This is a genomic window from Azospirillum brasilense, assembly GCF_007827815.1.
Lineage (GTDB): Bacteria > Pseudomonadota > Alphaproteobacteria > Azospirillales > Azospirillaceae > Azospirillum > Azospirillum brasilense_C.
The window spans coordinates 1-26,081 of sequence record NZ_VITH01000017.1 but is presented as its reverse complement, the minus strand read 5'-3'; the positions used below and the strand labels follow the sequence as shown (position 1 = coordinate 26,081).

Genomic DNA, 26,081 nt, shown 5'->3' with positions numbered 1-26,081 from the left:
GGGCGGACAGGATTGCCCACCGAGTGCATGGTCTTAACGGGAGCAGAGACGTGAGCGCAACCGACGCCGCTAACCCGAGTCAGAGCTTTCCCGCCGGCGAGAACCCGCACCAGCTCATGGCGGAGATCGAGGCGCTGGGCGGCCGGCTGACCCACGTCCGCGACCGCATCGGCCGGATCATCTTCGGCCAGCAGGAGGTCGTCGACCTCACCCTCATCACGCTCCTGGCCGGCGGCCACGTGCTGCTGATCGGCGTGCCGGGCCTCGCCAAGACGCGGCTGGTCGAGACGTTGGGCACCGTGCTGGGCCTCGCCGAGAAGCGCATCCAGTGCACGCCCGACCTGATGCCCGCCGACATCCTGGGGTCGGAGGTGCTGGAGGAGAACGAGCAGGGCCGCCGCTCCTTCCGCTTCCTTCCGGGGCCGGTGTTCAGCCAGCTCCTGATGGCCGACGAGATCAACCGCGCCAGCCCGCGCACCCAGTCCGCCCTGCTCCAGGCGATGCAGGAGCGGCGCGTGTCGGTCGCCGGCCAGTACCACGCCCTGCCCCAGCCCTTCCACGTGCTGGCCACCCAGAACCCGCTGGAGCAGGAGGGCACTTACCCGCTGCCGGAAGCCCAGCTCGACCGCTTCCTGATGCAGATCGACGTCGATTACCCGGACCGCGACGCCGAGCGGCGGATGATGATCGCCACCACCGGCTCACTGGACGAGCAGGCGGTGACGGTGCTCTCCCCCGCCGACCTCCAGGTGGCGCAACGGCTGGTCCGCCGCGTGCCGGTCAGTGAGGGCGTCGTCGACGGCATCCTCGACCTCGTGCGGCGGGGCCGTCCGGAGGCGACCGACCTGCCGGAGGTGCAGCGCCACGTCGCCTGGGGCCCCGGCCCGCGCGCCAGTCAGGCGCTGATGCTCGCCGCCCGCGCCCGCGCGGTGCTGGACGGGCGGCTGGCGCCGTCGCTGGACGACGTGGTGGCCCTGGCGAAGCCCGTGCTGCGCCACCGCATGGCGCTGAACTTCGCGGCGCGGGCGGACGGGATCACGCTGGACGACATCATCAACCGCCTCTGCGCCCCGCTGTCGTAAGGACCCGCCGATGGCCTCTTCGACATCCGACCGTGGGGCCCTCGGCGCCACCACCCTGCGGGCACAGCAGCGCGCGGAGGGGCTGGCCGCCACCCTGCCGCCGCTTCTGGTCGCGGCGGAGCGCGTCGCCTCCACGGTGGCGCAGGGCGTGCACGGGCGGCGCCGCGTCGGGCTGGGCGAGACCTTCTGGCAGTTCCGCCGCTACCAACCGGGCGATTCGCCGCAGATGATCGACTGGCGGCAGTCCGGCAAGACTCAGCCCGTCTATGTGCGCGAGAACGAGTGGGAGGCAGCCCAGACCGTCTGGCTGTGGCGCGACCGCTCGCCCTCCATGGACTACCGCTCGGTAAACGGCTTGCCGACCAAGCGGGAGCGCGCCGACCTGCTGACCCTCGCCACCGCCGTCCTGCTGGTGCGCGGCGGCGAGCGGGTGGGCCTGCTCAACTCCGGCCAGCGCCCGGACCATGGCAAGTTCGCCCTCAACCGCATGGCCGGTCAGATGACCGACCCGCGCAACGCCCATTCCCCCGACGCGCTGCCGCGGCCCGAACCGCTGCCGCGCCACGCCCAGGTGGTCCTGGTCGGCGACCTGCTGTCGCCGCTGCCGGAGATCCACGCCACCGTGGCGGCGCTCACCGGACGCGGCGTGCGCGGCCATCTGCTGCAGATCCTCGACCCGGCGGAGGAGACCTTGCCCTACGAGGGCCGCGTCGAGTTCGAAGGCTTCGAGGGCGAGGAGGAATTGCTGGTCCCGCGGGTCGAGGCGGTGCGCGAGACCTACCTGGAGCGGCTGCGCGCCCACCAGGACGGCTTGGACGCGCTCGCCCGCACCGCCGGCTGGACCTACGCCGTCCACCGCACCGACCGGCCGCCCCAGACCGCCCTGCTCGGGCTGTGGGGCGCCCTGGCGCGCGAGGCGGTTTAGGTGGGGCGGCGTATTGGCACCACCCTCCCGCTTCGCGGGTCCCTCCCTCCCCCGCTTCGCAGGGGAGGGCCAGTACGCAAAATCCCCTCCCCTGCGAAGCGGGGGAGGGTTAGGGAGGGGGCAATCGCCTCGCCCGCCATTCCCCATCCTCCAACAGCGTAGACGCCGATGCTGGGTTTCGGACCGATCGCCTTTGCCGTTCCGTGGGTGCTGGCCGCCCTGGCCGTCCTGCCGGTGTTGTGGTGGCTGCTGCGCGTCACACCGCCGGCCCCGCGGGTGGTGCGCTTCCCCGCCATCCGGCTGCTGCGCGACCTGACGGCGCGCGAGGAGACTCCCGCCCGCACCCCGCTGTGGCTGCTGATCCTGCGCCTGATCGTCGCCGCGCTGCTGATCCTGGCGCTGGCCGGGCCGCTGCTGAACCCGCGCGCTGCCCTTCCGGGCAGCGGTCCGCTGCTGCTTCTGGTCGACAACGGCTGGGCGTCGGGCCGCGACTGGACGGGCCGCCGCGCCGCCATGGAGGAGTTGGTGTCGCAGGCGGAGCGGCAGAACCGCCCGGTCGTCCTGCTGCCGACCGCCCGTCCCGCCGGGGGCGAGGCGGTGAAGGCCAGCCCGCCCCTGCCCGCCTCGGAAGCCCGCCGCCTGATCCAGGCGCTGGAGCCACACCCCTGGCCGACCGACCGCGCCAGCGCGCTTGAGGCGGTGCGCGGCCTCGCCGCGCGCGGCTCCGCCCACACCGTCTGGCTGTCGGACGGCATCGGCGACCGCACCGCCCGCGGCCTCGCCGAGACGCTGCAGCGCATGGGCTCCTTGGAGATCCTCGACGATTCCGCGGAGAAGCCACCCCACCTGCTGCTCCCGCCGTCGTCGGAGGGCGCCGGTCTGACGGCCCGCGTGGTGCGCGCCGATGCCTCCCGCCCGGAAAGCGTCACCGTGCGCCTGTCCGGGGCCGACGGCCGCCTGCTGACCCGCCAGCCCGTCGCCTTCGACGCCGGGCAGCTCACCCGCGAGGTGCGCTTCGAGGTGCCGGCGGAGTTGCGCAACGACGCCGCCAGCCTGCGCGTGGAGAACGACACCACCGCCGGGGCCACCGTCCTGCTCGACGAGCGCTGGCGCCGCCGCCCGGTCGGATTGGCCTCGGGCCGCGCCAATGGCGAGAACCAGCCGCTGCTGTCCGACCTGCACTATCTGGAACGGGCGCTGGCCCCTTACAACGAGGTGCGCCGCGGCGAGCCGGACGAGCTTCTCAAGCGCGACCTCGCCGTGCTCGTCCTGTCGGACATCGGCGCCCTGACCGGGCAGGAGGCCCAGACCATCGAGGACTGGGTGCGCAAGGGCGGCGTGCTGCTGCGCTTCGCCGGGCCGCGGCTGGCCCAGAATCCCGACCGTCTGGTCCCGGTGCGCCTGCGGCTGGGCGACCGGGCGCTGGGCGGCGCCCTGTCCTGGTCGGAGCCGGCGAAGCTCCAGCCCTTCGACGGCCGCAGTCCCTTCGCCGGCCTGCACATCCCCGACGACGTCGCCGTTTCGCGGCAGGTGCTGGCCGAGCCGGCGCTGGACCTCGCCGACCGCACCTGGGCGCGGCTCCAGGACGGCACCCCTCTGGTCACCTCGGAGAAGCGCGGAGACGGCTACATCGTGCTCGTCCACACCACCGCCAGCCCGGAATGGTCCAACCTGCCGATGTCCGGCCTGTTCGTCGACATGCTGCGCCGTCTGGTGACGCTGAGCGGCGGCGTCGCCGGGGGCGCCCATGGCGGCACGCTGGAGCCGCTGGAGGTGCTGGACGGCTTCGGCCGGCTGGTGCCGCCGCCGGCCGCCGCCTTCCCCATCGCCGGGGACGCCGGGGCCGACGTGCTCGGCCCGCGCCACCCGCCGGGCTTTTACGGCACCGAGGAGGCCCGCCGCGCCCTCAACCTGACCGCCACGCTGACGCGGATCGAGCCGCTGGGCGCCATGCCCGGCGGCGTCGCCCGCGGCCCCTACGGCACGCGGGGCGAGGTGGCGCTGAAGCCGGCGCTGCTCGGCATCGCCCTGTCGCTCGCCATGATCGACCTGCTGATCGCCCTGATGCTGCGCGGCCTGCTCGGCGGCTGGCGCTTCGGCGGCAAGGGGTTCGGCGGCAAGCGCCGCCGCGCCGGGGCCACCGCGGCGGTCCTGCTGACGCTGGGTGCGGCGCTCCCCATGGCCGCGACGCCCTGGTCCCCCGCCCGTGCCGACGACGCGCAATCGACCAAGGTGACGGCGGAGACCTACCTCGCCTATGTGCGCACCGGGAACGGCGCGGTGGACGACACCTCGCGCGCCGGGCTGGAAAGCCTCGTGGACGTGCTGACCCGCCGCACCGCGGTGGAGGCCGCCGGGGCGGTGGGCGTCGATCCGGAAAGCGACGAGCTGGCCTTCTACCCCCTGCTCTACTGGCCGGTGTCCGGCGGGCAACGCGCGCTCAGCGACCACGCCCGCGCCCGGCTGAACGAGTACATGCGCAACGGCGGCACCATCCTGTTCGACACGCGCGACCAGTCGGCGGGGGCAGTCGGCGGCAACCAGGCGCTCCAGGGCATGGTGCAGGGGCTGGACATCCCGCCGCTGGCCCTGGTGCCGCCCGACCATGTGCTGACCAAGTCCTTCTACCTGCTGAACGACTTCCCCGGCCGCTACAACGGCGGCAATCTGTGGATCGAAGCGCGCGAGGGCCGCGCCAACGACGGCGTGTCCCCGGTCCTGATCGGCGGCAACGACTGGGCCGCCGCCTGGGCGGCGAACCGCAACGGCCAACCGCTCTACGCCGTCGTCCCCGGAGGGGAGCGGCAGCGCGAGATGGCCTACCGCTTCGGCGTCAACCTCGTCATGTACGCGCTGACCGGCAACTACAAGGCCGATCAGGTCCATGTGCCCGCGATCCTTGAGAGGCTCGGCCAGTGACCCTGCTTGACGGAACCTCCATCGCTCTGGCGCCGCTGCTGCCCTGGATTTTCCTGGTGCCGCTGTTCGTGGTGGCGCTGGCGATCCTGGCGCTGGCCGTCGTCCGCCGGGCGCGCGGCGTCTGGCTGCGCGCTCTGGCGGTGGCGGTGCTGGCGCTCGCCCTGATCAACCCGTCGCTGGTGCAGGAGAAGCGGGAGCCGATCAAGGACGTGGCGGTGGTCGTGCTCGACGCCTCGCCCAGCCAGAACATCGGCGACCGCCGCGCCCGCGCCGAGGCTGAACTGGAGCGCCTGACCGAGCGGCTGAAGGCCTTCGACGATCTCGAGCTGCGGGTGGTCCGCGCCGGGGACGCGGAATCCGGCGCCTCCGCCATCAACGAGACGCACCTGTTCGACGCGCTGAACCGGGCCATGGCCGACGTGCCGCGCCGCCGCATGGCCGGGGCTGTGCTGATCACCGACGGGCAGGTCCACGACGTCCCGGAGAACCTCGCCCGGCTGGCCGAGATCGGCCCGGTGCACACGCTGCTGACCGGCAACCGCGACGAGGGCGACCGCCGTCTGGCCATCGTCCAGGCGCCGGCCTACGGCCTCGTCGGCAAGCCGGTGGAGCTGACCATCCGGGTCGACGACATGCCGCGCCGCCAGTCGGCCGACGCGGCGGTGACCCTGCGCCAGGACGGCGGGCCGCCGCGCACCATCCGCGTGCCCGTCGGCCAGGACTTCCACATGGAGCTGCCGGTGAATCACGGCGGCCAGAACGTGCTGGAGATGGAGGTCGAGGCGGCGCGGCAGGAGCTGACGCTCGCCAACAACCGCACCGCCGTGGTGGTGAACGGGGTGCGCGACCGCCTGCGCGTCCTGCTGGTGTCCGGCGAGCCGCACGCCGGGGAGCGGACGTGGCGCAACCTGCTGAAGGCCGACCCGTCGGTCGATCTCGTCCACTTCACCATCCTGCGCCCGCCGGAAAAGCAGGACGGCACGCCGATCCGCGAGCTGTCGCTGATCGCCTTCCCGATCCGCGAGCTTTTCGAGATCAAGCTGGACGAGTTCGACCTGATCATCTTCGACCGCTACCGCCGGCGCGGCGTGCTGCCGCAGATGTATCTGGAGAACATAGCCGAGTACGTGCAGAAGGGCGGCGCCCTGCTGGAGGCGTCCGGCCAGGGCTACGCCACCCCGCTGTCGCTGTTCCGCACGCCGCTGGGCCAGGTGATGCCGGCGGAGCCGACCGGTCAGGCCATCGACCGCCCCTTCAAGCCGACCGTGACGGAGGTCGGCCGCCGCCATCCGGTGACCGCCGGCCTGCCCGGCGACCGCCCGGACGGCGAGCCGAGCTGGGGCCGCTGGTTCCATCAGGTGGAGGTCGTGCCGGGCAACGGCGCGGTGGTGATGAACGGCGCCGACGACCGGCCGCTGCTGATCCTCGACCGCGTCGGCAAGGGCCGGGTGGCGCAATTGGCGTCCGACCAGATGTGGCTGTGGAGCCGCGGCTTCGAGGGCGGCGGCCCGCAGGCCGAGCTTCTGCGCCGTCTCGCCCACTGGCTGATGAAGGAGCCGGAACTGGAGGAGAACGACCTGCGCGCCCATGTGGACGGCAACCGCATCACGGTGGAGCGTCGCTCCCTGGAGCCCGACCCGCGCAGCATCACCCTCACCACCCCGTCCGACGAGACCCGGACTCTGGAGATGACCGAGGACCGCACCGGCCGCGCCAGCGCCACCGTGGTCGCCGGCGAGCCGGGCATCTACCGCATCACCGACGGCGAGCGCACCGCCCTGGCCGTGGTGGGCGCCGTCAACCCGCCGGAACTGGCCGACGTGCGCTCCACCGGCGACCGCCTGTCGGGCGTCGCCGAGGAGACCGGCGGCGGCGTGCATTGGATTTCCGACACCGAGGGCGGCGTGCGCCCCGGCATCGACGTGCGCCGCACCCGCCCCGACCGGGCGCAGACCGGCAACGACTGGATCGGCCTGCGCGCCAACGGCGATTTCACGGTGACGGGGGTGTCCGAGGTGCCGTTGCTGCCGGTGGCCGCGGTGCTGGCGCTGGCGCTGGGCGCGCTGCTGATGGCGTGGCGTCGGGAGGGGCGGTAAGGGTCAACGAAGCTGTTGCAATCGGGTCGGGTTTCCGCTTATGGTCCCGACCCTTCCGGCGCTGATCGCGCCGTTCGGTTGGGGCGTCGCCAAGCGGTAAGGCAGCGGTTTTTGGTACCGCCATTCCCAGGTTCGAATCCTGGCGCCCCAGCCACCTAATTCCCTGAGAATTCAGGTACTTAACCCCGCCCAACGGCGGGGTTTTGTGTTGCAAGGGGTTGCAAACCGATTCACTGAGAAATCAACGGCTTACAAGCCTTGCCAAAAATTCCGTGCAACGTGGATGCAACACGGCGACGACCCCGCGTTCATTTTTTGTTCCAGGGAGACGACTCGGGCTTCCGGCTTGAGCGACGATTGTCGCTGACATAAACTTGCTCCGCGCCGGGCACATACAAGCCGGCTGCATCAGTATGGTGCATGGGGGTGGGGCTATCCCCTCCGGCGCAGTCACGACTCGGGGCTATTTTGTCGCCGCTCAGCCTCGGATGGGGAATGGACAGAGCGGCGCTTGACCCCTGGCTATGGCAGCCCCATCCTCACAGCCATGGGAGAACGCAGCAAGAACAACGGAACCGTCCTGCCCTTCTACACGATCCGTCTGCGTGACCTCGTGCGCCCGGTGGCCGCGCTAACGGTCGTCTGTGAGGCGTGTCAGCATAAGGCCAGGGCTGATCCATTTGCCATGGCTGCCAGCGCTGGGCCGGATGCGAACCTGCGCCGACTTGCGCCGCTTCTCCGCTGCGCCCATTGTGGGATGAAGGGGTGGGTTCGGTTCGAGATCGAATGGATGCCCTAGCCCGGAAACGCGAAGGGCGCCCGAAGGCGCCCTGGTGACGTGATTTCGCGTGCTGGTCAAGCGGTGTCGCTGATGAAAAGCCGGTCGATTGCTCCGTCCTTTATCGTCGCTTTCCCCTTGACCGATATTGGTTGGCGAGCCGCCATGGCGAGCGCGTACGGATTATTTGGAATAGAGAACGCCGGATCAGTGATTTTTCCGGCATAGCGAGCCTCCGGCTCGTCTGCAAGTGCCACTTTGCACCCACCGGTTTCCATGTCCAATTCTGTGATGAGAACGTGATACGTCTGTTCGTCTGTAACCTCAATGGGCTCGTCTGCCATAATGGCCTGCTTTTCAGCGGGCCCGACCACAGCAACCTGCCGCCCAGCAGCGTCGCCGATTGACAGCCTCCCAGCCGTCTCGCCAACAGGAGCTACGGCCTGCTTCACAGCAGGCTTGAGCGCCTCCGCCATCTTGTCGATGGTAGTCAGCAGCCTGTCCACAACAGGCTGATCGCGGTGGCCCAATTCCTTGATGGCTGTTTCCAGCGCGCCGCGTAGCTGCCTCATCTCTTCCCGCTGTCTGGCGGCTCTGGCAATGATATAGGTTATCAGAGTCGCAAGGAGAGTGGCTAGTGTCCCGGAAATTAAGGGCTGCTCCGCGGCCCATTTCACCCACACCATGACCTCAAAACATTTGGCTTCTGGCGCGCGGGTGATCACACGGACCGACAGGGCGTCTTTGTGCTGAACGAATTTGTCCGTTGCGGCGAAATTGGCAGCGACACCAACAACCCGCGATATTCCTTTCAAGGACTCGCCAAGAGCCGATAACTCGATCTCGTGCCGATCCGCATCCAGCCCATCGAACCGGACAACGATCGGTTCTCCTATGACGTCCCGAGACGCCGATACCCACGCCATCCCTCGTCCCCCTCCCTCACCTCAACCACGCGGGCTTAGTGGCTGAGCGATGGCCCAGCCGCGCCGCGATTACATCTTCGCCAGGATCACCTGCGAGCGTTCGCGATAGTCAGCCTCGGTGATGAGCTTTTTCGCCTTCAGGTCGGCCAGATCTCGCAACATGCGTTCCGCATCGTCTTTGGCGAGTCGGGCTGGCTGGAGGGCTACCGGATCGGGAGTTGGCGCGACAGGCTGCTCCGGCGGGGTCATAGCCACGCTGACGGAGGACGGGTAAACGTAAGCTGCTCCAGATCCCATATCGACCGCTGCTCCGATTATACCACCGGCAAGGATGTTGCCGAATGCCGCGCCCGCCGTGGAGGATTGAACAGCAGACGAGCCCTTCGATCCGTCTGGATGCTGGCACGACACGGTAAGGTCACCGTAAGCCTTGGTGACGGTGGTGGAACCGGGCGTCTTCGGCACCGTCCACGACCCCTTCTCGTTCGCCAGCTTGCATTCGGCCCCACCCTTCGGAGGCGTATTGACCTCCACGGATTGGGTTGTACCTGCGGTAATCGAGGCGCAGGCAGATGTTCCCAGAAGCGCGACCAGCGCGACGAGAGGACGGATCATTGATTTCCCCCAGTGAATACGTCTACGTATTTTAAGAGAGCGCTTTCCATTAAGCGCCACCGGGGAGAGTGTGAAGAGAAAATCTAAACAGTTTGTGACCGTCAGACACGCACAGCAAACGCTATGATACACATCGGCAACAGCAAGAGTCGGAAAGGAGGCTGTTTCCTGAGGCTCCGGGCCTCTTCACCACCTTTGGTAGATCATTTACCCCCTCAGAACCTTCAGTTGCTTCTCAATGCTACGGTTAGGTTCGTCAGCCAATTGCTGCACCCCAGCCCCATCACCGGATCGTCTGGCGCGCTCCACCTCCACTTGGATGTGCCATGCCCCACCGGGAATGATGTCTTTGTGGTTTCGCCCACCGGGCGCCAGAAGCGACCGTAACTGCGCTTCCTTCCAGCCACCACCGGGAATGAACTTGTAGCGATAGTGGTACGCAAAATCGCCCTTCAGCCGCGCCATCGCATAGGACACCACGTTGAGAGGATTGAGCAGGATCAGCGTCCCCCCAACTCGCTCAGAGCGCCAGAGCGCTAACCCGCGCCGCTCGGCAACCCCCCGCATCGCCCGAAGGACGGCCACGCAGTGCTTTTTCTCAGCCTCTACCCCTGGGTAGACGAGTTCGCACAGGTCTTCGGTCGTGAAGGCGTTGTCCGGATCTGCGTCGATTGCCGACTCGATCCCCCGCTGAATGCGCCCCGGCCCGCGGCTCATAAGCGTTTCCCTTCGAGCAACTTGCGCCAATTCTATAAGTGTTTCCATCCTGCCAACTTGCCGGGTAGGAAACACTTAGGCCCTGTGTGCATTGCCGTGGCGCAAACCTACCCCTGCGCCTGCTCCTTGAGCCGCACGCCCAGTCCGCCTTCCCCCTGGTAAGTGCCGGAGGGGATGAACTCGACCCCGGCAGCCTCCAAAGCCGACTGGATTTTCCCCATCGTCCCAGTAAGCGCGTCGCCGCCTCCCTCGATTCTGCTGATTGTGTTCGGCGTCACCCCAGCCTGCTTAGCGAGGTCACGCACACCCCACTGGAGGGCAGCTCTCGCCATTCGAATTTGGGTGCCCGTGATCATGCGTGTGTACCCTGTACCTATGCATTGCGATTATGTATTGACGAGATACCCCCTACGTCGATACATTGTACCTATCGGAAGGTACAACGCAACGCTTAATGGGCGCCCCTTCCGGTCCTGATCGCCTCAGGCGCCTGATTTGCAGGAGGACCGACACGCCATGACCGCGATGTTCAACGCCACCCAGGCCGGCGCCATCCCGCCGCGCCCGGTCACCATCCACAAAGCCGACCACGCTGCCGTTGCCTTCGACGGGTTTGGCACAGTCAGCGTCACCGGCCCGCGCCGGGCGGAACTGGCCGGCATGGTCGCGGCGATGCCGCTGGTCCTGCGCCAGCTCGCCAAGATCGCCCAGGTCCTCCGGGACCGGGACGGCGCGACCAACCCGCATGTCGTGGACCTGGAAAACGCGCTCGCCGAAGCCGGCATCTGCGCCACCGCCACCCACGCCGAAGAGGTCGCCCCCATGTCGCTCGTCACCCCCACGCCCCAGGTGGAGCGGTTCGCGCTGCTGTTGGGCGACGTCGCCGACAAGCTGGACTCCATCCTTGCCGACCGCAAGGCCCTGCACTCGACGCCCACCCCGATCCGGGATGCGCTGGGGGACATCTCGTCCCTGATCCGTGCTGCGCTGAAGGAGAACCGGCAGGACGGCCACGGCGAAGCTGCCACGGCGTCCTGAAGCTCGAAGAAGTGGTGTGAAGCCCACACCAATACAAAGCCGTCGGGAAGGCCCTTTCTGAACGGCACGCGCCTGACCACCGCGAAACGCGGCAGCGCCTAACCAGAGAAAACAGGCATGGAACTCTCCAACGCGCCCACCGGGCGTGAACACCTGAACCTTGCCGGCGACCAGCACCGCCATACTGCCGAGTTGCCGCTTTCACACGTGAACGAACGTTCCGGCGACCACGAGAGCACGACTCGCGCCGAAAACTATCCGTTCCAACGTTTGGCCCAGCGAGCGCATGAGGCAGGGAAGCCCCTAACCGGGGCACGCCCTCGGGACGCTCCACTCCATTCCATCCCCATCACGGAGGCGAGCATGCCCGATACCTTCCTCTTCCCGCTCCAAGACCATGTCGGCGAAGCGCCGCACGACGATGCGGGAAGGAGCAGCGACCACACGCCGCAGAGGCAAGTCATGGCCCAGCACACCCCTTCATGCCCCCGCACCTCCATGGAAACGCTCCGTGCGCTGCTGCTGGACAGCACCGCGCCGTTCGCGGATGCATACGAGCGCTACTCGTCTGACGAGGCTGCCCACATCGCCAAGTATGGGTATGAGTCAATCTTGGGCGATGGAGAGCCGGAAGCCGATTTCTCCGTCATCTGCAAGCGCTTTCGGGACGCCGCTGCCGCTGCCCAACCGCCGGCCACCCTGCGCGATGCGTTGGCCGTAATCCGGTACGCCCGCGATGACGAGGACGAAGATGTCGCCCCGATCACCCTGGATACCGCCGACAAACTCCGCCTTCTTCAGGGAGCCTATTCGACCGTCGCCGCGGTCATGGAGGCCAGGAGCGCCTTCTTGATCAAGCAGGCAAACCGCTCCGTTCTACTGGTCGCGCAGGGCGCCACGGTCGCCCCCGACGCGGAACTTCTGTCCTCCGCCGCTCGTGCTCAGCAGATCTACGACGAGATGAACGACACTACCGTTGAGGACGATGTTCCTGATGAAGTTGTTACGGAGTACAACCGCCTTATCAACACAATAGCGGAGCTCCCGGCCCACACGACTGAGGGGGTTGCGGCCAAGCTGCGGTTCTTTACTTATGAGGTTGAGGGCTGCGTCTACAGCTACATTTCCCATGGTCGGACGGAAGGGTTGCTTCCGCAGTTCATTCGCACGGCCCTGGAAGGGGCGCAACGCCTGACCTGCGGTGCCGTCGTTTTCGCTGACCCGGACGCGGAACTCCTCTCGGTGTACCGAACGTTCGTGGACGCCTATCGGCAGATCGAAGACATCGGAGACGAGAAGGACCCACGGTTTGAAGCCGTCTGCGATGCGAAGTATGGGGCATGGGACAGGATCGAGTCCCTTATGCCGCAGACCGCCGCAGGGATGGCCGCCCACCTGAAGCTGATCCTCCATGACACCGAGGAAACCCTTCAGGTTGACCGCGCCCTGTTCTACGGCGAACCGCTGGAAAACGGATACCAGTTTGCTTGTTCCGGCGGGGGAATGCTCTGGAAGCTGATCCAGCACCTTGAATGTGGTTCGCGTCTGAACATTGCGGCGCCGGCCCCCACCCAGCAGCCGGACGCCTTCGCGGACACCATCACGGCCTTCCAGGGTGAAGCGGAGAAGGCTCTTTCCCTCCCCACGGCGCCCACCGTGAACATGCTGGAGGCCGGCGCTGCCGCCGCCGGGATCGACATACAGCAGGCCCGCGCGATCTATGCCGCGATGGCCGACGCCTACAAGAAGGAAGCCGCCTGATGTCCGTCATCTCCTTCCCGAACCAGGACCGGGGCGCACGGCGCCCCGCTTCCTCGAAAGACGTGACCATTGAACGGCGCCCGATCCATGCCGCCGCAGATTGGCAGTCCTGGATTGTTAATGAATGCCGAACCCAGAAAACCCTTTCCCCGTCTATTTTCTCCTTCCTGAAGGGAACGGGCCTTTTGGTGCGCTGCACCTTCCTCGCATCGGACGGACCGAACAGCCCATTGTTGTTCCGCTACATCGGGGCGCCAACCGTCGAATTTCTCGGGCGCGCATGGGCGCGTCAGCAGATCGGTAAGCCCGATCTGGACGACCCGCACCACGCCATCACCGAAGGCATCGGGCCGCAATATCGGGAAGCCATCGAAGGCGGGGAGCCTCTATTCAATCAGGTGACGATCACAGGGCTTTCCGCGGATCAGAAGGTCTACACGCACGCCCTATACGGCTGGCAGGACTCCGGGCGCCGCGCCGTCCTGTCCTGCCTCGCGGCCTAAGCTCCACCAGGGGTCTTCCGAAGCGCCTCCATATCGAGAACGACGCCGGGGCGGGAAAACCGCAGCAGATGCAGCGGCAACCGCCCCGCGTCCTTTTGCTCGTACAGGATCGTCGGGCGCGGCTCCAACCGCCGCCGGCCAGCTCCGCGGCCATTCCATATCGGCACCGTCTCAGGATCGACTAAGCCGCACCACCAGTTCACGCCCCACCGCTCCCATGCCAGCAGCCGAGCCAGGAACGCCATCGGGTGGAACAAGCCGCGCCCGCGCCAATCAGGGCGCACCCATCCCGCCACGACGAACGCCACGCGCCCGCGGGCGTCGTGGGCGGCCTCGCTGGCGCAAAAGGACCATTCCCCTTCCGGCGGCGTGCCGTCATGAAACGCTGACAGATCGGCCAGTCTCTCGCCAAAGCTGGACGCCGCGCAGTCCAGAAACACGGCGCCTTGCGTGGCGATGATATCCCCGCCGGCATCCGCAGCTCCAACCCAGAAGGCCGGGGCACTGGCGGGCTTAGGAAGGAGTGGGAACCAGCTATCGCGGTGCCGGGCGTTCAGCGCCTGCAGGTCCGGCCAGGACTCGCACAGGATCGGCGTCACGCCGCGGGCAACCAGCTCACCGCAGAGACGGCCACGCGCAGCGTCAAGCTCAGGGGTGAGCGTGCTGGTGCCCAGCGGCAGGGTTTCGACAAGGCGGAAGCCAGGCGCGACGGTGCGCGCCGGGAATATGGCGCTCATGGTGGATTCCTTGATGGAGATAAAGACTGCGGCGGATCAGGCCGTAGCGGGCGCCCGGTGGTCGCACAGCGCGCCATAAACCAACCCGGCCACGCCCAGCAGGTCGGCGGCTCGATGAGCACAGCGCTCGTGCGGCGCATCACGTAGCCGCGGGAAGGCCGCTATCGGGCGGCGGGTCAGCCCGGCTGATCGACGTGGCGGAGATGCTGGAAGCAGTGCCGTGAGTTGGCCAAGCCACTGCATAGCCTTTAGGAAAATGCTTATGGTTGTGTTCTGGACTAAATTCCGTTACCCAGGAGAATTCCGCACAGAGGGCACTCGCCCCCGCCGCGGTCTCCTATACCTGAAAGTGAGAACGGAGTTTAGGGTCCGGACTCATAACCAGTAGGCGACGGTTGCCACGATGTGGACGGCGGCCATGAAGTTGGTGGCGGAGCGGTCATAGCGGGTGGCGATGCGGCGGAACTCCTTGATCTTGCAAAAGAAGTTCTCGACCAAGTGACGCCATTTGTACATCTCGGTGTCGTGAGGGATGGGCGCGGAGCGGTCGGCTTTCGAAGGGATGACGGCGACCGCCTCACGCTCGGCGACCAAAGCGCGGATGGCGTTGCTGTCGAAGGCTTTGTCGGCCAGCAAGGCGGAGAACTCGATGCCTTCCAACACCGGCTCGACGCCGACGCTGTCATGCCGCTGGCCCGGCAGCAGGATGAAGCGCCCAAAGTTGCCCGGCGCATCGACCACGGCCAGGATCTTGGTCGTCAAGCCGCCGCGGGAGCGGCCGATGGCCTGAGTCTGAGTCCCCCCCTTGCGCCGGTACCGTGCTGGTGCACCCGGACAATGGTTCCGTCGATGATCGCGTACTCGAAGTCCGCATCGCCCGATAAGGCTGTGAACACCTTGTCGAAGACGCCGGCCTTGGCCCATCGGCGGAAGCGTTGGAACACCGAGTTCCAGCAGCCGAATGAGGCGGGAAGGTCCCGCCAAGGGGCTCCCGCCCGCACGATCCAGAGCACGGCTTCGACAAACAGGCGGTTGTTCACCCCCGACCGGCCGGGATCGCCGGCCTTTCCGGGCAGAAGGGGGACGATCCGCTCCCATTGATCATCCCGCAGCACCCATCGATCCAAGGCCACCTCCTGTTTGGCAGCCTTGAACCAGATTCCGCGGGTCGCGGGAATCCCCCTTCGTCACATGAATGTCAAAAGGCCCTAGAACTGCCTGATATCAACCAGGAGGTTGGACATAGATTACTAGATCATTTCCATCTTTGTCTTTTGAGCTGCGAATTTCCACCTTTGGGTCATTGCCATTTCCTTGAAACGCCCCTGAACGTCCACCGTTACCGTTTGATACGATATCGGAACTAGCCCAATTTTTCCCAAGGCATTCCCCAACTGCTTTACGGTAAGCTTTTTCTTTTAGTTCTGCATTGTGATTATTTTTCTCGTTATAAAATATAGAACATGAATAATAGCGGAAAGGATGAGTAAATACCGCACACCATTGTGTATTCGGTAAAATTACCTTCGATTTGTACTGCCCAGGGAAATTTCCCTCACCCATCATTATCGTCCGAAATGAAGATCGGTAGGAAATTACCACCTCATTCATTCTCTTGCACAATGCTTCTTTATTCGGCACTTCATACGAACTCAGATCTTTCTCAGGAGGGGGATCAGAGCGCGACGCTGGGCCGAGAATCGCGTCTAAAATCCGTGATATAAATGGGCTCATGCACTCTATCTGTGTCTTGCTCAATGAGGTAGCGTTATCAGTAAGTTCCTTAAACAATGCACCAGCGAGCCCTTCAGCCTCCTGATCTGTGTATTTCAAGTCGCCGCCACCGGAAATTCCAGGAATTTTCCTGAGCGTTATCCCGCCCTCGAGCTTCCCAACGAATTCTCTTTGGCTTGATTTATTACCTTGCGTTCCGCAAAACTCACGGATGACCATGATGCCACGCGAGATTTTGTCTGTCGTTTCTTCTGATTGAGCACACAACAACTTTGGAGTACAAAGCGTCATAAGAGCGACACTTAACGCCAATAACCGCATTTCCGCCTCCCCTATGAAAACTGTCATTACGGACATCAATATCGAAAATTGCTACTAGAGAAAACGGGAAAAAGGATTTCACCCCCGCGGTGTAAGCCCGAGTATTCCTTACGCATTCAAAACGAGTTGAACCATCTGGCTCATTTCACATGATAAACAGATCAGTGGCTTGCGGCGAAAGCCCTTTTGCCAGTGGAGAGGTGTGTCAGGCGGCACCTGGAACTGGTCCTTCCGCGTTTTCGGTGCAGCCTCAGTGCACTTATCGGCGGCAGTGAGCACATAGAGGGAACGGCATCCCTCTCTGAGTGCTCTGATTTCCTTGTCCAAATCGCTGCTGTCCCTGCTCCCGCCCGGTCTCGCCGTTGATCACGTCACTGTCGCCCATGATCGTGTTGTTGTGGCTGTGCGCGTTCGCGCCGCTGTGGCGGTCTGCCCAGTGTGTCGGCGTCCGTCACGCCGCGTCCACAGTCGTTACAGTCGCCACCTCGGCGACCTGCCGTGGCAGGACCGGGTCGGCCAACTCGACCTTCAGGTTCGCCGGTTCCGTTGCGCCGTTGTCGAGTGCCCGCGCCGCATCTTCGCCGAACGACTGCCGGCCGTCGCCGGAGCCAAGGGCGGCCTTGGCGACCTCGGGCAGAAGCACCGGGGCCAGGGCGGAGATGATGGGGATGAGCAGTGGCAGCATGGGGATGCCCCTCCTTCGGGCATGAAAAAAGCCGCCTCGGCGGGGCCGGGCGGCGGGGTGATTGTCAGGGTGGCGCGTCAGGCGCATCCTGACCGGGCGCGCAGGTCATGGAGCCCGGCATGCCCAAGCCCCAGTACAGCAGCAGGCTTATGGTCCAGGGATACCTGACACAGGATCAGATCATGCTCCTGCTGACGGCCGATCCCGGCACTGGGGAAGTCTACACGCAGAGCGCGGACGCTCCCTGCGCGGCACCGGAGTGGCTTGTGGTGGAGTGCCACGACCGCGGACTGATCACGCCCGGCGATGGGCCGGGCCGGTGGCGGCTCAGCCCTGATGGGTGGGATGCCTGGAACGCGCTGTTGGATTGAAGCTGGGGCGCGGCTTTCCGAGATTGCACGATAGCTATTGACAAAAACGATTTTATATGTCTTCGGGGCAAGTGCTCGTAATGTTGCGAGCAGTTATAGGAGATAATACGATGAGCAATAAGCATCCGAACGACAATAATAAACCTAAAACCCTTCTCAGCTTGGCTGGGATTAATCCGGTTACAAACACCATCCCGTTCGATCCATCTGAATTATGGTGTTGCACAGCCTGTGACGTGTTGAACTCTCGCCATGCAGATTGCTGCAAATTTTGTAGCGACCGTGATTGAGCGAAACAGGATGATCAACCGGTGCGGAGGTTAGTTTTGAGCCGCGCACCATAATCAGATTGCTGGTCCAATATGGGTGGCAGCTTACTTCCCGTAGGCTGCTATTCATTTCAGTGCGATCTGGCGCGCGGCACCTGCCCAGGAGGCTTTGCCGTACTGGCGGCGGACCAGCTTCGGGCTGAGGAGTTCGGTCATGGGGACTCCGGAAAAGGAAAAGCCCGCCGCGGAGGTCCGGGCGGGCGGGGTTTACGGGGCTGACCGGCGATGCTGGACTGGTGGTCGAGGCGGCCCTACGTCATGAACAGGAAGCGTCGAACGACTTCGCAATCTCCAGCGCCGTGGAGGTTACAGCCACCCCTTTAGCTCCCTTACACGAAAGCAAAGCCTCGACGTAGTCCCGGAACTCTGGTTCAGCCTTGCCGACGATCCCATGCCTCATGAAGTGGCGTTGGTATTGGTACGTGCTGGTCCACAACGCGGCGATAACGCCCTGCGGATCGACGACGACAGTCAACGGGAGGTCGGTGACGGACTTCGGCGATGGAAGGTCGCGGGGTGCTGGGTCGCGGCTGTCAGACACGGCAATGTAGTCCGTACGCAGCCCCTTACGCCGCTGATAGTTCAGGTCGCGTTGGAACGCCCCTTCCAGGTCGGTCTCGCTGGGACGCGGGGAAACGATCATTACGACAGGCACATCAGGGTGGGCCTTCATGAAGCTCTCGACCGATGGCCGCTCTCCGATGCACGGCATGCACCATTCGGCTCCCCGCTTGAAAAGGAACCACTTGCCACGAAACTCCGCCGTTGTGTGACGCACACCGTCCTCGCCGTGGAATGTGAAGATCGGCAGTGTGTCCCCTGGTGCGAAACCGTAGGCCGGTTCCGCAGCCGCCGGTGCAGTCAGAGCCACAATGGAGAGTAGTGACATCAGCCCGAAAAAGACGTTTCGGGAAGCTACAAAAGCTGGAGGCGTTCTCATTCTCATCTCGCACGAGGTAGGCTCAATTTTCTATCACGCGCCGTACCGCTGAGCACTATCGCTTGTCGAACTGCCGGCCTTCTGACACGCCACCCCCAACGCGATATCCGTCCAAAAATCAGTCGGCCTCGAACATCGCCTTCTCCGCCGCCCGGCGCTTCTTGAGTCCGTCGAGTTCCTTCATGACACCATTCACCGTAGCGTAGATCCCGCGCCCGAACTGGATGGCGGACCAGCTTGGGGCTGAGGATCTCGGGTATAGGGGCACAGGAAAAAGGGAAAGCCGCCGGGCGGGATGCCGGGCGGCTTGAAGTGAGGAAGGTCGCTCGGTTTGGGACGGCCTTTATCAACTACGTGTTCGGACGCTTCTTGTCGGGGACCGGGATCTAACTTAATGAGACCAGTCCCTGCAGGGCACCTTTAGAGCAAGCTCCAACCCTGCTGAGGTGCGGCATCCATCATTTGTGCGGACTGGACGGTGATACCGTTCATGCTCCACAGGGACAGCGTCCCACTGCTCTGCGAGCGCCAGAGAATGTCGGTCTGGCCGTCGCCGGTGAAGTCGTCGAGCTTGGCGATCTGCCAGTCGGTCGAGCCGGGGTCGCCGACGGGCTGCACCTTGAAGACGTCGGTGCCGTGCATCTCCCACAGCGACATCGTGCCGGTGCTCTGCGAGCGCCACAGGATGTCGGTCTGGCCGTCGCCGGTGAAGTCGGCGGTGCCGGCGATCTGCCAGTCGAGCGAGCCGGGGTCGCCGACCACGCTGACCTTGGACACCTGGGTGCCGTTCATCGTCCACAGCGACATGTTGCCCTGCGAGGCCGAGCGCCACAGGATGTCCGGCCGGCCGTCGCCGGAGAAGTCCTCCACCGCGGCGATCTGCCAGTCGGTGGACCCCGGATCGCCGACCGCGCTGACCGCCGCCACGCTCGTGCCGTTCATCGTCCACAGCGACATGATGCCCTGCGAGGCGGAGCGCCACAGGATGTCGGTCTGGCCGTCGCCGGTGAAGTCCTGGGTGGCCGCCACCTGCCAGTCGGTCGAGCCGGGATCGCCGACCGCGCTGACCGCCGCCACGCCGCCCTGGCCGTCCATCGTCCACAGCGACATGATGCCCGCCGACTGCGAGCGCCACAGGATGTCCGCCTTGCCGTCGCCGGAGAAGTCCTTGAAGCCGGCCGGCCGCCAGTCGGTGGAACCGGCGTCGCCCATGAAGGTCGCCGTCGCCTGCGCCCCGTTCATCGACCACAGCGTCAGGCCGCCCTGTGCGTTCTGCCACACAAGGTCCGCACGACCGTTCCCGTCAAAGTCCAGCCGCGGAGCCGGCCCGGTCGGGGCTGCGATTGTACGGTCACTGAAGGTAAGCTGCTCGATGCCGGATAGGGTGTCGGTGCCGTTGCTCCCAATCTTGTCGCGTACCGTGAGCGTGCCGCCATCGCGCGTGATTTCATAGTTGGCATAGGCACCATTGAACACCGCCACGTCGGTGCCGCTGCCGCCGACCAGCGTGTCATTGCCGGCGCCGCCGAGCAGCGTGTCATCGCCGTCGCCGCCCTCCAGGCGATCGTCACCGGAATCGCCGCTCAGCGAATCCCGCCCACCTCCACCAGCAAAGCGGTCGTCACCGGAACCGCCACTCAGGATGTCCGAGCCTGTGGACCCGGTGATGGTGTCGGCGCCTGCTGCCCCGACGAAGCGGAAATCACCCAGCAATTCCGTCCCTGACAGGTCGAGGGTGCCGGAGGCTGAAAAGCGCAGGGTGATCGGCGTGTAGTCGTTGTTGTTCACCTCCTGCGTTGCATCCACAAACCGGACAAAGTTGCCTAAGGTGTCCGGGTGCAGCAACAGGCTGATGTTGCCGCCGTAGGCGTCGCTGCCAATCCACAATTCCTCCACCGCGCCGACAGTGAGGTGCGAGAAGTCATCGGCGGTCCCCGACGGCAACTTGTCGACAGGGTCGTCACCACCGAAGAGGCTAAGGACATCGTGTCCAGATCCGCCTTCGATGGTTTCCGCCAAACCAGCATCGCGAAACGTGAGAATGAACCGGTCATCGCCGGCCCCGCCCGACAGGGAGTCGGTCCCGAACCCGCCAATCAGTGTGTCGTTGCCTTCGCCACCGGTGAGGGTATCGTTGCCTTCCGCCCCATCCAGTGTGACTCCTCCGGTGGAGGGCGCAATCAGAGTATCGGCAAGCCCCGAGCCCCGCAGAGTGCCGAGCAGGACCGTCTTGCCCGACAGATCCACCAATCCCGCCTGGGCAAGCTCAATCGTGCTAATCGGCTGGATGTAGCCAGAGGAGCGGGCACTGATAATCGCCGAGAAGCCATTGATGACATCAGGCGACATCCTGACAAACTGATTGGCGGAAAGTTGCAGTTCCTCCACATCCTCGACAATCACGTGGGAGGCATAGCCACCGTTTATTATCAGCACATCATAGCCGGATCCGCCTCGCACGGTGTCCGGCAAATCCGTCGACTTTCCGGATAGCTCAAAGATGTCGTCGCCGGCTCCCCCATCCAGCAGGTTGATGCCGCCACCCAGCAGGCCGCCGGGGTAATCCGCCAAGCGGTCGTTGCCGGCGCCACCGATCAACGTATCGTTTCCGACGTGTCCATTGAGTGTGTCGTCGCCGTCTCCCCCGATCAGGGAATCGTTTCCGCCGTTGCTGTGCAGAACGTCGGAAAACGCGCCACCTGTCAGCGTTTCCGACAGTCCGGTGCCCGTTAGCGTCTGTGCCGAGCCGAGGAGCTGCAGGTTCAGATCGTAGATGTCATTCCTGAATTGCAGGCGTTCGATATTGCGCAGCGTCACGACGCTGTTGTTGCCTGAGCTGTCCGCTCCGGTGACAATCACATCCGATCCGGACACTGTGATCTGGTAGCGGCGAGTGCCCGGTACGATTTCCAGAGTTTGCGGGAACACCGCGGTGTCAATTCCTTCTCCGCCGTCCAGCGTGTCGCTTCCGCCGCCTCCGACCAAGCTGTCGTCACCGTTGCCCCCCTGCAGCAAGTCCGCGCCCCGCCCCCCGTTGATCGAGTCGGCCCCTGCAGAACCGATGATGGTGTCGTTTCCATTGCTACCGGCAATTTCCTCAATCGACTTCAAGGTTACCGCGCTGAAGTCCGCAGACCCGGCGGACGCCAGCGTCAGCCGGTCGAAACTCGAACTTCCGCGGTAAAGGGGGATGTTGGCGAACTCGGCAGGCGTCAGCGACAGGCTTCCCAAAGCTTCCTCGACGCCGCTGACGGTCCCGAGGAACGTTCCGGTGTTCAGGAACAGCGTGTCGTAACCGGCTCCACCGACAATCGTCCCCTGGACGGTGGGGGCCCCACCGGCGAAGTGCACGATAAGATCGTCGCCGTCGCCACCGTCGAGCAGGATCTCGCGGCCGCCGCTTCCGCTGAAGCTGCTGAAAACCGTGTCGTTCCCGGCGCCGCCCTGCAGGGTCGGCCCCGTGTCGGTGCTGTAATTCATGATCAGGTCCGCACCGGCCGTGCCCATCACGCCCTTGCCTGCGACCCTGATTTCCCGAATCCGCTCCACCGTCACTTGGGACAGGTCAGTGATGCCGTCGGTTCCGTAGCCGACCGTGATCGCTTCGACAGTTTCCGCCTTAAAAGGACGGACAAGACGAAGCTCAGACGGCAGGGTCGAAGGCAGAATGAGATTGCCTCCGAAGTGCTGAATCTCTTCAATCCCCTCCATTGTGGAGTTGGCAAGATTTCCCGCCGCCAGAATGACGTCGTAGCCACTCCCTCCGACATACGACTCCGCGTAGCCGGAGTTTTCCGATCCTTGGAAGGTATCGGCGACAACCAGCCAGTCGTCGCCTGCACCACCATCCATAGCGTCGGTGCCGAGTCCACCGCGAAGCGTATCGTTTCCGGCGCCCCCCACGAGCCGGTCAGCCCCCAGCAATCCCAGGAGAATGTCGTCGCTGCTCGAACCGGTCAGCGTGTCGTTATTGTTCGTTCCCACGATTGACGTGCCAACTGGGTTGAGCGGCGAAGCCATAACGAGCCCCTTTTAAAGGTATATTGAGCTTATAGCGTCCATATAAGGGCACTAATTTACTCATATCTACCTCGAATCAAAATACTTCCTTATATGGCACCAAAAAATAATAGATGACGTTAACCTTAACATCTCCAGGATGCAGACGGTCACGTTGCGACGCGATGGGGCTCATGTGGATTATGCAGGCTTTTCCGAGAGGGGCAGCAAGGGGCGTCCGCCGCATCGGACCCACCGAACCCGTCCGACTACAAACGGAACATTCCCAGTCACCGTCTCCCACCCTCGTCGGTTGTCTTACCCATCACCCACCACCTCATCACACCAGCCCCAGCGCGATAGCTGTCCGCGTGTCCACCCGCCCGGTAACCGGCAGCCGGTACACGGCCTGGACCTGCTCGACCGCGTTGGCTGTCCGCCGGCCGAAGTCGCCGTCCTCCACGATGACTGGGAAGCCACAGCGCTGGAGCGCCCGCTGCAAGGCGGCCACGTCCGGCCCGACGTCGCCGATCCCCAGCGCGCCGTCGCCCGCGGCGCCTCGGACCCGCTGATAGGCGCCGGCGAGCTTCTCGTCGTAGGCGTTCGCGGCGAAGGCCGTCCCGTTGTAGCCTCGGGCGAAGTCGGACCAGCGCTTGCTCCGCAGGGCCGGCAGCAGACCGCGCGCCGTGACGAACGAGTTAAAGGCGGCGAGTTGGGCGACGGCGCTGTCCGCCATGGCCCGGACGAAGCTCTCGACGTCGCCGAAACCGCAGAGGGCATGGTTGCTGCCCAGGATCTGCGGCATTCCCCAGGACGCCGCCTTCAGGGCGACCGCCGGCCCGATGGCCCGGTGCTGGCAGGCCCGGGTGAGCCGGTCGTATTCGCCGGCCGCCGTGCTGGAGTAGAGGCCGCGGTCCCAGCTTCGTTCCGCCAGACCAGGCACCGTCACGCCGCCATTGAGGCGGTAGGCGATGTGGGCCTCGAACAGGATCGGCATGCGGCCGTCGGGCCGGTAGGCGCTGCGGCCGCCGGTCTCCACGATCAGGACGGCACGATAGGCTGCCTCCTCGACACCAAGGGCGGCGGCGGCGGCGGCGATGTCGTTCGGGCCGAGCGGGCGCGCGGCGCCGACGACGATGGGCAGGCGCACGGCTTCGGCCGCGCCGGAGAGCGTGGTGTTCATGGGTTACTTCCTCATTGGAATTGTTTTAAAGAGCCGACGCGTCTACCGTCGCGCGATCTGCTATCCACGGCAGGAATTAGCTGAACCTTGGCGGCTCTCTGTGGCCGCCATTCTTTTGCCGGCGCGCCGGGCACCGATAGAGGGTGGTCAGCTGGCAGGCCGCCGAGCCGCCCCGATCCGCTGGAAGCCGGAGCACATGCCCCGGCACGCGTTGATGAGGAGGTGCGCCAGCAGCAGGAGCGCGTCGTCCTTGCTGCCCTCGCAGTCGGCCAGGGCCTTGTCGGCGACCGCCTGGGCGTCGGGTTGGGTGGCCGGCTCCGGCATCACGCCACCCGTCGGTCGTGCTGATCGATGTGAGTGTCCATGCGCTGCTGCAGCCCGTCCAGCCGCTCCGACAGGCTGTTCAGGAGCGCGAACACCTCGTCGATCGAATGGCTGGCCGGCTGCGGGCGCTGCAGCCACATCCGCCAGCCCAGCAGGCCGGCGGCGGACAGGATAGCGGCGGCCTGCACGGAGGGATGCGCGCCGGTCAGGGCCTGGATGGTGGAGCCGATGAGCCCGTTGACGGTGGGATCGTCGGCCAGGGCGACCGCGGCGGGGAGGCCGGTACCGATGACGGCCAGGGCGACGACGTGGGGCAGCTTCATGGATGGTCTCCTGCAGCCCGGCGCCACGGCGCGGGCATAGAAAAGGCGCCTCGCGGGCGCCGGGTCGGACGGATCGGGCTGGAGTGTTGTCGCGGCCTATTCCGGCCAGCCCGCGGTGATGTCGATGGCTTCCGGTTCGTCGCTGGCCAGCACCGCGTCCTTGATGGTGCGAGCGGCCTGCACCAGCGCGGCGTACCGGCCGGCGACCGCAGCGGCCAGGGCGATGCCGTCCTGCGGCGTCGGCAGCGGCAGCCGCGTGTTGTCCAGGGCGATCCAACCGGTGGCGTAGTCCGCAGGCCAGTCCAGCGCGCCCATCAGCACCAGCGCCCCCGTGGTGGCCATCCCGCCCAGGTCGGTCCGGCTGGTGCCATCCAGGGCAAAGCGCTTGCCGCCATGCTCGGCACCCTCGGCCATGTGCTGGTCGCGCAGGGCGTCCACCGCCGCCGCGACCGTCGCGCGCCGCTCGTCCAAGGTCCGTTCGGGTGGTGGCGGCGGGTCGGCCAGGGCCGGGCGCCCGTCGGCGTCCGCCACGATTACCTTGCCCTCGCTTTGGCCGACAAACAGCGCCGCGTGCTCGTCGTCGGTGACCGGCACGACATCGGCCGGAATGGCGTCGCCGTGCACTTCGGTGTGGTAGAAGCCGCCGTTGCTGAAATAGTACATGGACTTCCTCCTTAAATTCCGCGGGCTTCCCAATCGACCCGAAATATTCCCGTGATGCTGGCCCGAATATTGAAAGACGATTGCGAGCGCTCGGCGACGCCGACCAGCATGTTTGGCTGGGCTGCGATGTCGCCATTAACCGGGATGACGCAGTACAGCCCCGCCGGGAAGAGGATTGGAAAGGTGATGTTCTGCGTTTGATAGGGGGTGGAATTGGTGAACGAGTTGGTGCCCCACTGCACGATCTTCCCCAGCGGGTCGCGGCGCCATCCATTTCCGGACAGCCCGGCCGCCCATGTGCTGGTGAGCGGCGTCGCGCCGATGCCGGAACGGGCCGCGGGCAGGCAACTGAAAACGCGCTTCGTTCCGGCCGGGAAGTTGACCAGCGCGTTGGCGTTGCTGGACAGCAGCACCGTCGTCCGGGTCAGGATGTCCGGCGACCCCGCCGTGCAGGTGCCGATCCCGTATTCGTACTGCGTCTGGTCGAGCGTCTCGATGCAGTAGAAGACCTGTGCGCCGTTGCCGGCCGCTTGGACGAAGCTGCGCCGGCTGGCGTCGGACGGCGCGATCAGGGATAGCGGGCCGGTCCCGGTCAAATTCCAGGTCTGTTCAACGCGATCATAGAGCATGGGGCCTCCTCACAGGCTTTGACGGATCTGGAAGACCCGCTCGTAAAGGGCGAAGTTGGGCTGGGTGATCGGGCTCACCTCGACGAGGCGCCCGATGATGGCTTGGCGCCCCTGGTAGGGGCCGTTCGGCTGCTGGATGAAAAGCACCTGGCCGGACGTGCCGGCGATGCGCCCCAGCTCGGCCATGGCCACCTTCGCCTCCGGCTCGGTCAGCGCCTTGAACGCAAAGGTCAGGACGCGGCGCTTCGGGCCGCGGTCCACGAAATCCTGACCGCTGCGCCGAACCTCGGTCACGTCGGACAGGTCGTCCCACCGGTCGCCCCACTCGTAGGCGAAGTTGCGCCACGGGCGGAACGCCGGGCCGATCCAGGGCAAGCCCAGATCGAGGTAGCCGGGCGTGGTGGCGAGCGACGGAAAGGCGATGTCCGGTTGCCAGTGCCGGGCCTGCACCGCGGCGGGCAAGACGTGGGCGTGCAGCCCGTA

The 26,081-nt window shown here is 65.4% G+C and carries 22 protein-coding genes, 1 tRNA gene and 2 pseudogenes; 10 read left to right on the top strand and 15 right to left on the bottom strand.

Going from position 1 to position 26,081, the window contains the following annotated elements; genetic code table 11:
• Positions 1-50: 50 nt before the first annotated feature.
• From FBZ83_RS26450 to FBZ83_RS26430, 5 genes are all read left to right on the top strand, one after another.
• Complete coding sequence (locus FBZ83_RS26450) at positions 51-1,082, top strand: AAA family ATPase (protein ID WP_200479883.1); 1,032 nt, start codon at positions 51-53, stop codon at positions 1,080-1,082.
• A gap of 10 nt (positions 1,083-1,092) precedes the next feature.
• A complete protein-coding gene (locus tag FBZ83_RS26445; RefSeq protein WP_145689800.1) occupies positions 1,093-2,007 on the top strand; it encodes a DUF58 domain-containing protein in 915 nt (304 codons plus the stop codon).
• Between the two features lie 168 nt (positions 2,008-2,175).
• The gene (locus FBZ83_RS26440) at positions 2,176-4,926 is read left to right on the top strand and encodes a DUF4159 domain-containing protein (RefSeq protein ID WP_145689799.1); all 2,751 of its coding nucleotides are present in this window, start codon (positions 2,176-2,178) and stop codon (positions 4,924-4,926) included.
• Positions 4,923-7,022, top strand: a complete 2,100-nt coding sequence (locus FBZ83_RS26435) for a glutamine amidotransferase (protein WP_145689798.1) — start codon at positions 4,923-4,925, stop codon at positions 7,020-7,022. Before FBZ83_RS26440 ends, FBZ83_RS26435 begins: the two co-directional genes overlap by 4 nt.
• A gap of 79 nt (positions 7,023-7,101) precedes the next feature.
• Positions 7,102-7,176, top strand: a tRNA-Gln gene (locus FBZ83_RS26430).
• Positions 7,177-7,877: 701 nt separating this feature from the next.
• Here the strand turns inward: FBZ83_RS26430 and FBZ83_RS26425 are convergent.
• From FBZ83_RS26425 to FBZ83_RS26410, 4 genes are all read right to left on the bottom strand, one after another.
• Positions 7,878-8,726: a hypothetical protein gene (locus FBZ83_RS26425; protein WP_145689797.1), complete on the bottom strand. Its 849-nt coding sequence runs from the start codon at positions 8,724-8,726 to the stop codon at positions 7,878-7,880.
• A 69-nt stretch (positions 8,727-8,795) separates the two neighbouring features.
• Positions 8,796-9,341, bottom strand: a complete 546-nt coding sequence (locus tag FBZ83_RS26420; RefSeq protein ID WP_145689796.1) for a hypothetical protein — start codon at positions 9,339-9,341, stop codon at positions 8,796-8,798.
• A 207-nt stretch (positions 9,342-9,548) separates the two neighbouring features.
• The gene (locus FBZ83_RS26415) at positions 9,549-10,058 is read right to left on the bottom strand and encodes a hypothetical protein (RefSeq protein ID WP_145689795.1); all 510 of its coding nucleotides are present in this window, start codon (positions 10,056-10,058) and stop codon (positions 9,549-9,551) included.
• A 107-nt stretch (positions 10,059-10,165) separates the two neighbouring features.
• Positions 10,166-10,414 (bottom strand): helix-turn-helix domain-containing protein, encoded by a 249-nt coding sequence (locus FBZ83_RS26410; protein WP_282186913.1) that lies wholly within the window; start codon positions 10,412-10,414, stop codon positions 10,166-10,168.
• A gap of 160 nt (positions 10,415-10,574) precedes the next feature.
• Here FBZ83_RS26410 and FBZ83_RS26405 point away from each other — a divergent pair, with 160 nt between their 5' ends.
• The 3 genes from FBZ83_RS26405 (at position 10,575) to FBZ83_RS26395 (ending at position 13,360) form a co-directional block, all read left to right on the top strand.
• Entirely contained in the window at positions 10,575-11,096 is a 522-nt protein-coding gene (locus FBZ83_RS26405) for a hypothetical protein (protein WP_145689794.1), read from the top strand.
• Between the two features lie 117 nt (positions 11,097-11,213).
• Entirely contained in the window at positions 11,214-12,857 is a 1,644-nt protein-coding gene (locus FBZ83_RS26400; protein WP_211101701.1) for a hypothetical protein, read from the top strand.
• A complete protein-coding gene (locus FBZ83_RS26395) occupies positions 12,857-13,360 on the top strand; it encodes a hypothetical protein (RefSeq protein WP_145689792.1) in 504 nt (167 codons plus the stop codon). Before FBZ83_RS26400 ends, FBZ83_RS26395 begins: the two co-directional genes overlap by 1 nt.
• Here FBZ83_RS26395 and FBZ83_RS26390 read toward each other — a convergent pair.
• The 3 genes from FBZ83_RS26390 to FBZ83_RS26380 all read right to left on the bottom strand — a co-directional run bounded on the left by FBZ83_RS26390 (position 13,357) and on the right by FBZ83_RS26380 (position 16,152).
• The gene (locus FBZ83_RS26390; RefSeq protein WP_145689791.1) at positions 13,357-14,097 is read right to left on the bottom strand and encodes a hypothetical protein; all 741 of its coding nucleotides are present in this window, start codon (positions 14,095-14,097) and stop codon (positions 13,357-13,359) included. The two genes, FBZ83_RS26395 and FBZ83_RS26390, sit on opposite strands and share 4 nt — an antisense overlap.
• Positions 14,098-14,472: 375 nt before the next feature.
• Positions 14,473-15,224, bottom strand: a protein-coding gene (locus FBZ83_RS26385) for an IS5 family transposase (protein WP_247888485.1) whose coding sequence is annotated in 2 segments (ribosomal slippage) — positions 14,473-14,903 and positions 14,903-15,224 — 753 coding nt in all. Because the reading frame shifts where the segments join, the coding sequence is not laid out codon by codon here.
• 97 nt (positions 15,225-15,321) lie between these two features.
• Complete coding sequence (locus FBZ83_RS26380; protein WP_145689790.1) at positions 15,322-16,152, bottom strand: hypothetical protein; 831 nt, start codon at positions 16,150-16,152, stop codon at positions 15,322-15,324.
• A 310-nt stretch (positions 16,153-16,462) separates the two neighbouring features.
• Between FBZ83_RS26380 and FBZ83_RS26375 the strand changes: the two are divergent.
• Both FBZ83_RS26375 and FBZ83_RS26370 read left to right on the top strand, forming a co-directional pair.
• Positions 16,463-16,765 (top strand): annotated as a pseudogene (locus FBZ83_RS26375) (transposase family protein); the annotation flags it as partial.
• Between the two features lie 191 nt (positions 16,766-16,956).
• Positions 16,957-17,208, top strand: coding sequence for a hypothetical protein (locus FBZ83_RS26370; RefSeq protein WP_145689789.1), 252 nt, complete (start codon positions 16,957-16,959; stop codon positions 17,206-17,208).
• A 585-nt stretch (positions 17,209-17,793) separates the two neighbouring features.
• On the opposite strand, the gene FBZ83_RS26365 is transcribed toward FBZ83_RS26370, so the two are convergent.
• From FBZ83_RS26365 to FBZ83_RS26330, 8 genes and pseudogenes are all read right to left on the bottom strand, one after another.
• Positions 17,794-18,477, bottom strand: a complete 684-nt coding sequence (locus FBZ83_RS26365) for a TlpA family protein disulfide reductase (protein ID WP_247888484.1) — start codon at positions 18,475-18,477, stop codon at positions 17,794-17,796.
• Positions 18,478-18,897: 420 nt separating this feature from the next.
• Positions 18,898-22,497, bottom strand: a complete 3,600-nt coding sequence (locus FBZ83_RS26355; protein ID WP_145689788.1) for an FG-GAP-like repeat-containing protein — start codon at positions 22,495-22,497, stop codon at positions 18,898-18,900.
• A 319-nt stretch (positions 22,498-22,816) separates the two neighbouring features.
• Positions 22,817-23,659 (bottom strand): N-acetylmuramidase domain-containing protein, encoded by an 843-nt coding sequence (locus FBZ83_RS26350; protein ID WP_145689787.1) that lies wholly within the window; start codon positions 23,657-23,659, stop codon positions 22,817-22,819.
• Between the two features lie 147 nt (positions 23,660-23,806).
• Complete coding sequence (locus FBZ83_RS31570) at positions 23,807-23,983, bottom strand: hypothetical protein (protein WP_186466198.1); 177 nt, start codon at positions 23,981-23,983, stop codon at positions 23,807-23,809.
• Positions 23,983-24,306: a hypothetical protein gene (locus tag FBZ83_RS26345; RefSeq protein ID WP_145689786.1), complete on the bottom strand. Its 324-nt coding sequence runs from the start codon at positions 24,304-24,306 to the stop codon at positions 23,983-23,985. The genes FBZ83_RS31570 and FBZ83_RS26345 overlap by 1 nt, the downstream gene beginning before the upstream one ends.
• 96 nt (positions 24,307-24,402) lie before the next feature.
• Positions 24,403-24,969: a DUF4376 domain-containing protein gene (locus tag FBZ83_RS26340; RefSeq protein ID WP_145689785.1), complete on the bottom strand. Its 567-nt coding sequence runs from the start codon at positions 24,967-24,969 to the stop codon at positions 24,403-24,405.
• Positions 24,970-24,980: 11 nt separating this feature from the next.
• Positions 24,981-25,598, bottom strand: a complete 618-nt coding sequence (locus FBZ83_RS26335; protein ID WP_186466197.1) for a gp53-like domain-containing protein — start codon at positions 25,596-25,598, stop codon at positions 24,981-24,983.
• A 9-nt stretch (positions 25,599-25,607) separates the two neighbouring features.
• Positions 25,608-26,081, bottom strand: a pseudogene (locus FBZ83_RS26330) (phage head spike fiber domain-containing protein); the annotation flags it as partial.

Excerpts from the sequence above, each read along its gene's own strand:
- FBZ83_RS26445 (WP_145689800.1), top strand. The coding sequence starts at position 1,093 with ATGGCCTCTTCGACATCCGACCGTGGGGCCCTCGGCGCCACCACCCTG.
- FBZ83_RS26335 (WP_186466197.1), bottom strand. The coding sequence starts at position 25,598 with ATGCTCTATGATCGCGTTGAACAGACCTGGAATTTGACCGGGACCGGC.
- FBZ83_RS26400 (WP_211101701.1), top strand. The coding sequence starts at position 11,214 with ATGGAACTCTCCAACGCGCCCACCGGGCGTGAACACCTGAACCTTGCC.
- FBZ83_RS26410 (WP_282186913.1), bottom strand. The coding sequence starts at position 10,414 with ATGATCACGGGCACCCAAATTCGAATGGCGAGAGCTGCCCTCCAGTGG.
- FBZ83_RS26370 (WP_145689789.1), top strand. The coding sequence starts at position 16,957 with ATGCCCAAGCCCCAGTACAGCAGCAGGCTTATGGTCCAGGGATACCTG.
- FBZ83_RS26355 (WP_145689788.1), bottom strand. The coding sequence starts at position 22,497 with ATGGCTTCGCCGCTCAACCCAGTTGGCACGTCAATCGTGGGAACGAAC.
- FBZ83_RS26350 (WP_145689787.1), bottom strand. The coding sequence starts at position 23,659 with ATGAACACCACGCTCTCCGGCGCGGCCGAAGCCGTGCGCCTGCCCATC.
- FBZ83_RS26345 (WP_145689786.1), bottom strand. The coding sequence starts at position 24,306 with ATGAAGCTGCCCCACGTCGTCGCCCTGGCCGTCATCGGTACCGGCCTC.
- FBZ83_RS26415 (WP_145689795.1), bottom strand. The coding sequence starts at position 10,058 with ATGAGCCGCGGGCCGGGGCGCATTCAGCGGGGGATCGAGTCGGCAATC.
- FBZ83_RS26420 (WP_145689796.1), bottom strand. The coding sequence starts at position 9,341 with ATGATCCGTCCTCTCGTCGCGCTGGTCGCGCTTCTGGGAACATCTGCC.
- FBZ83_RS26425 (WP_145689797.1), bottom strand. The coding sequence starts at position 8,726 with ATGGCGTGGGTATCGGCGTCTCGGGACGTCATAGGAGAACCGATCGTT.
- FBZ83_RS26440 (WP_145689799.1), top strand. The coding sequence starts at position 2,176 with ATGCTGGGTTTCGGACCGATCGCCTTTGCCGTTCCGTGGGTGCTGGCC.
- FBZ83_RS31570 (WP_186466198.1), bottom strand. The coding sequence starts at position 23,983 with ATGCCGGAGCCGGCCACCCAACCCGACGCCCAGGCGGTCGCCGACAAG.
- FBZ83_RS26365 (WP_247888484.1), bottom strand. The coding sequence starts at position 18,477 with ATGAGAACGCCTCCAGCTTTTGTAGCTTCCCGAAACGTCTTTTTCGGG.
- FBZ83_RS26405 (WP_145689794.1), top strand. The coding sequence starts at position 10,575 with ATGACCGCGATGTTCAACGCCACCCAGGCCGGCGCCATCCCGCCGCGC.
- FBZ83_RS26390 (WP_145689791.1), bottom strand. The coding sequence starts at position 14,097 with ATGAGCGCCATATTCCCGGCGCGCACCGTCGCGCCTGGCTTCCGCCTT.
- FBZ83_RS26380 (WP_145689790.1), bottom strand. The coding sequence starts at position 16,152 with ATGCGGTTATTGGCGTTAAGTGTCGCTCTTATGACGCTTTGTACTCCA.
- FBZ83_RS26395 (WP_145689792.1), top strand. The coding sequence starts at position 12,857 with ATGTCCGTCATCTCCTTCCCGAACCAGGACCGGGGCGCACGGCGCCCC.
- FBZ83_RS26340 (WP_145689785.1), bottom strand. The coding sequence starts at position 24,969 with ATGTACTATTTCAGCAACGGCGGCTTCTACCACACCGAAGTGCACGGC.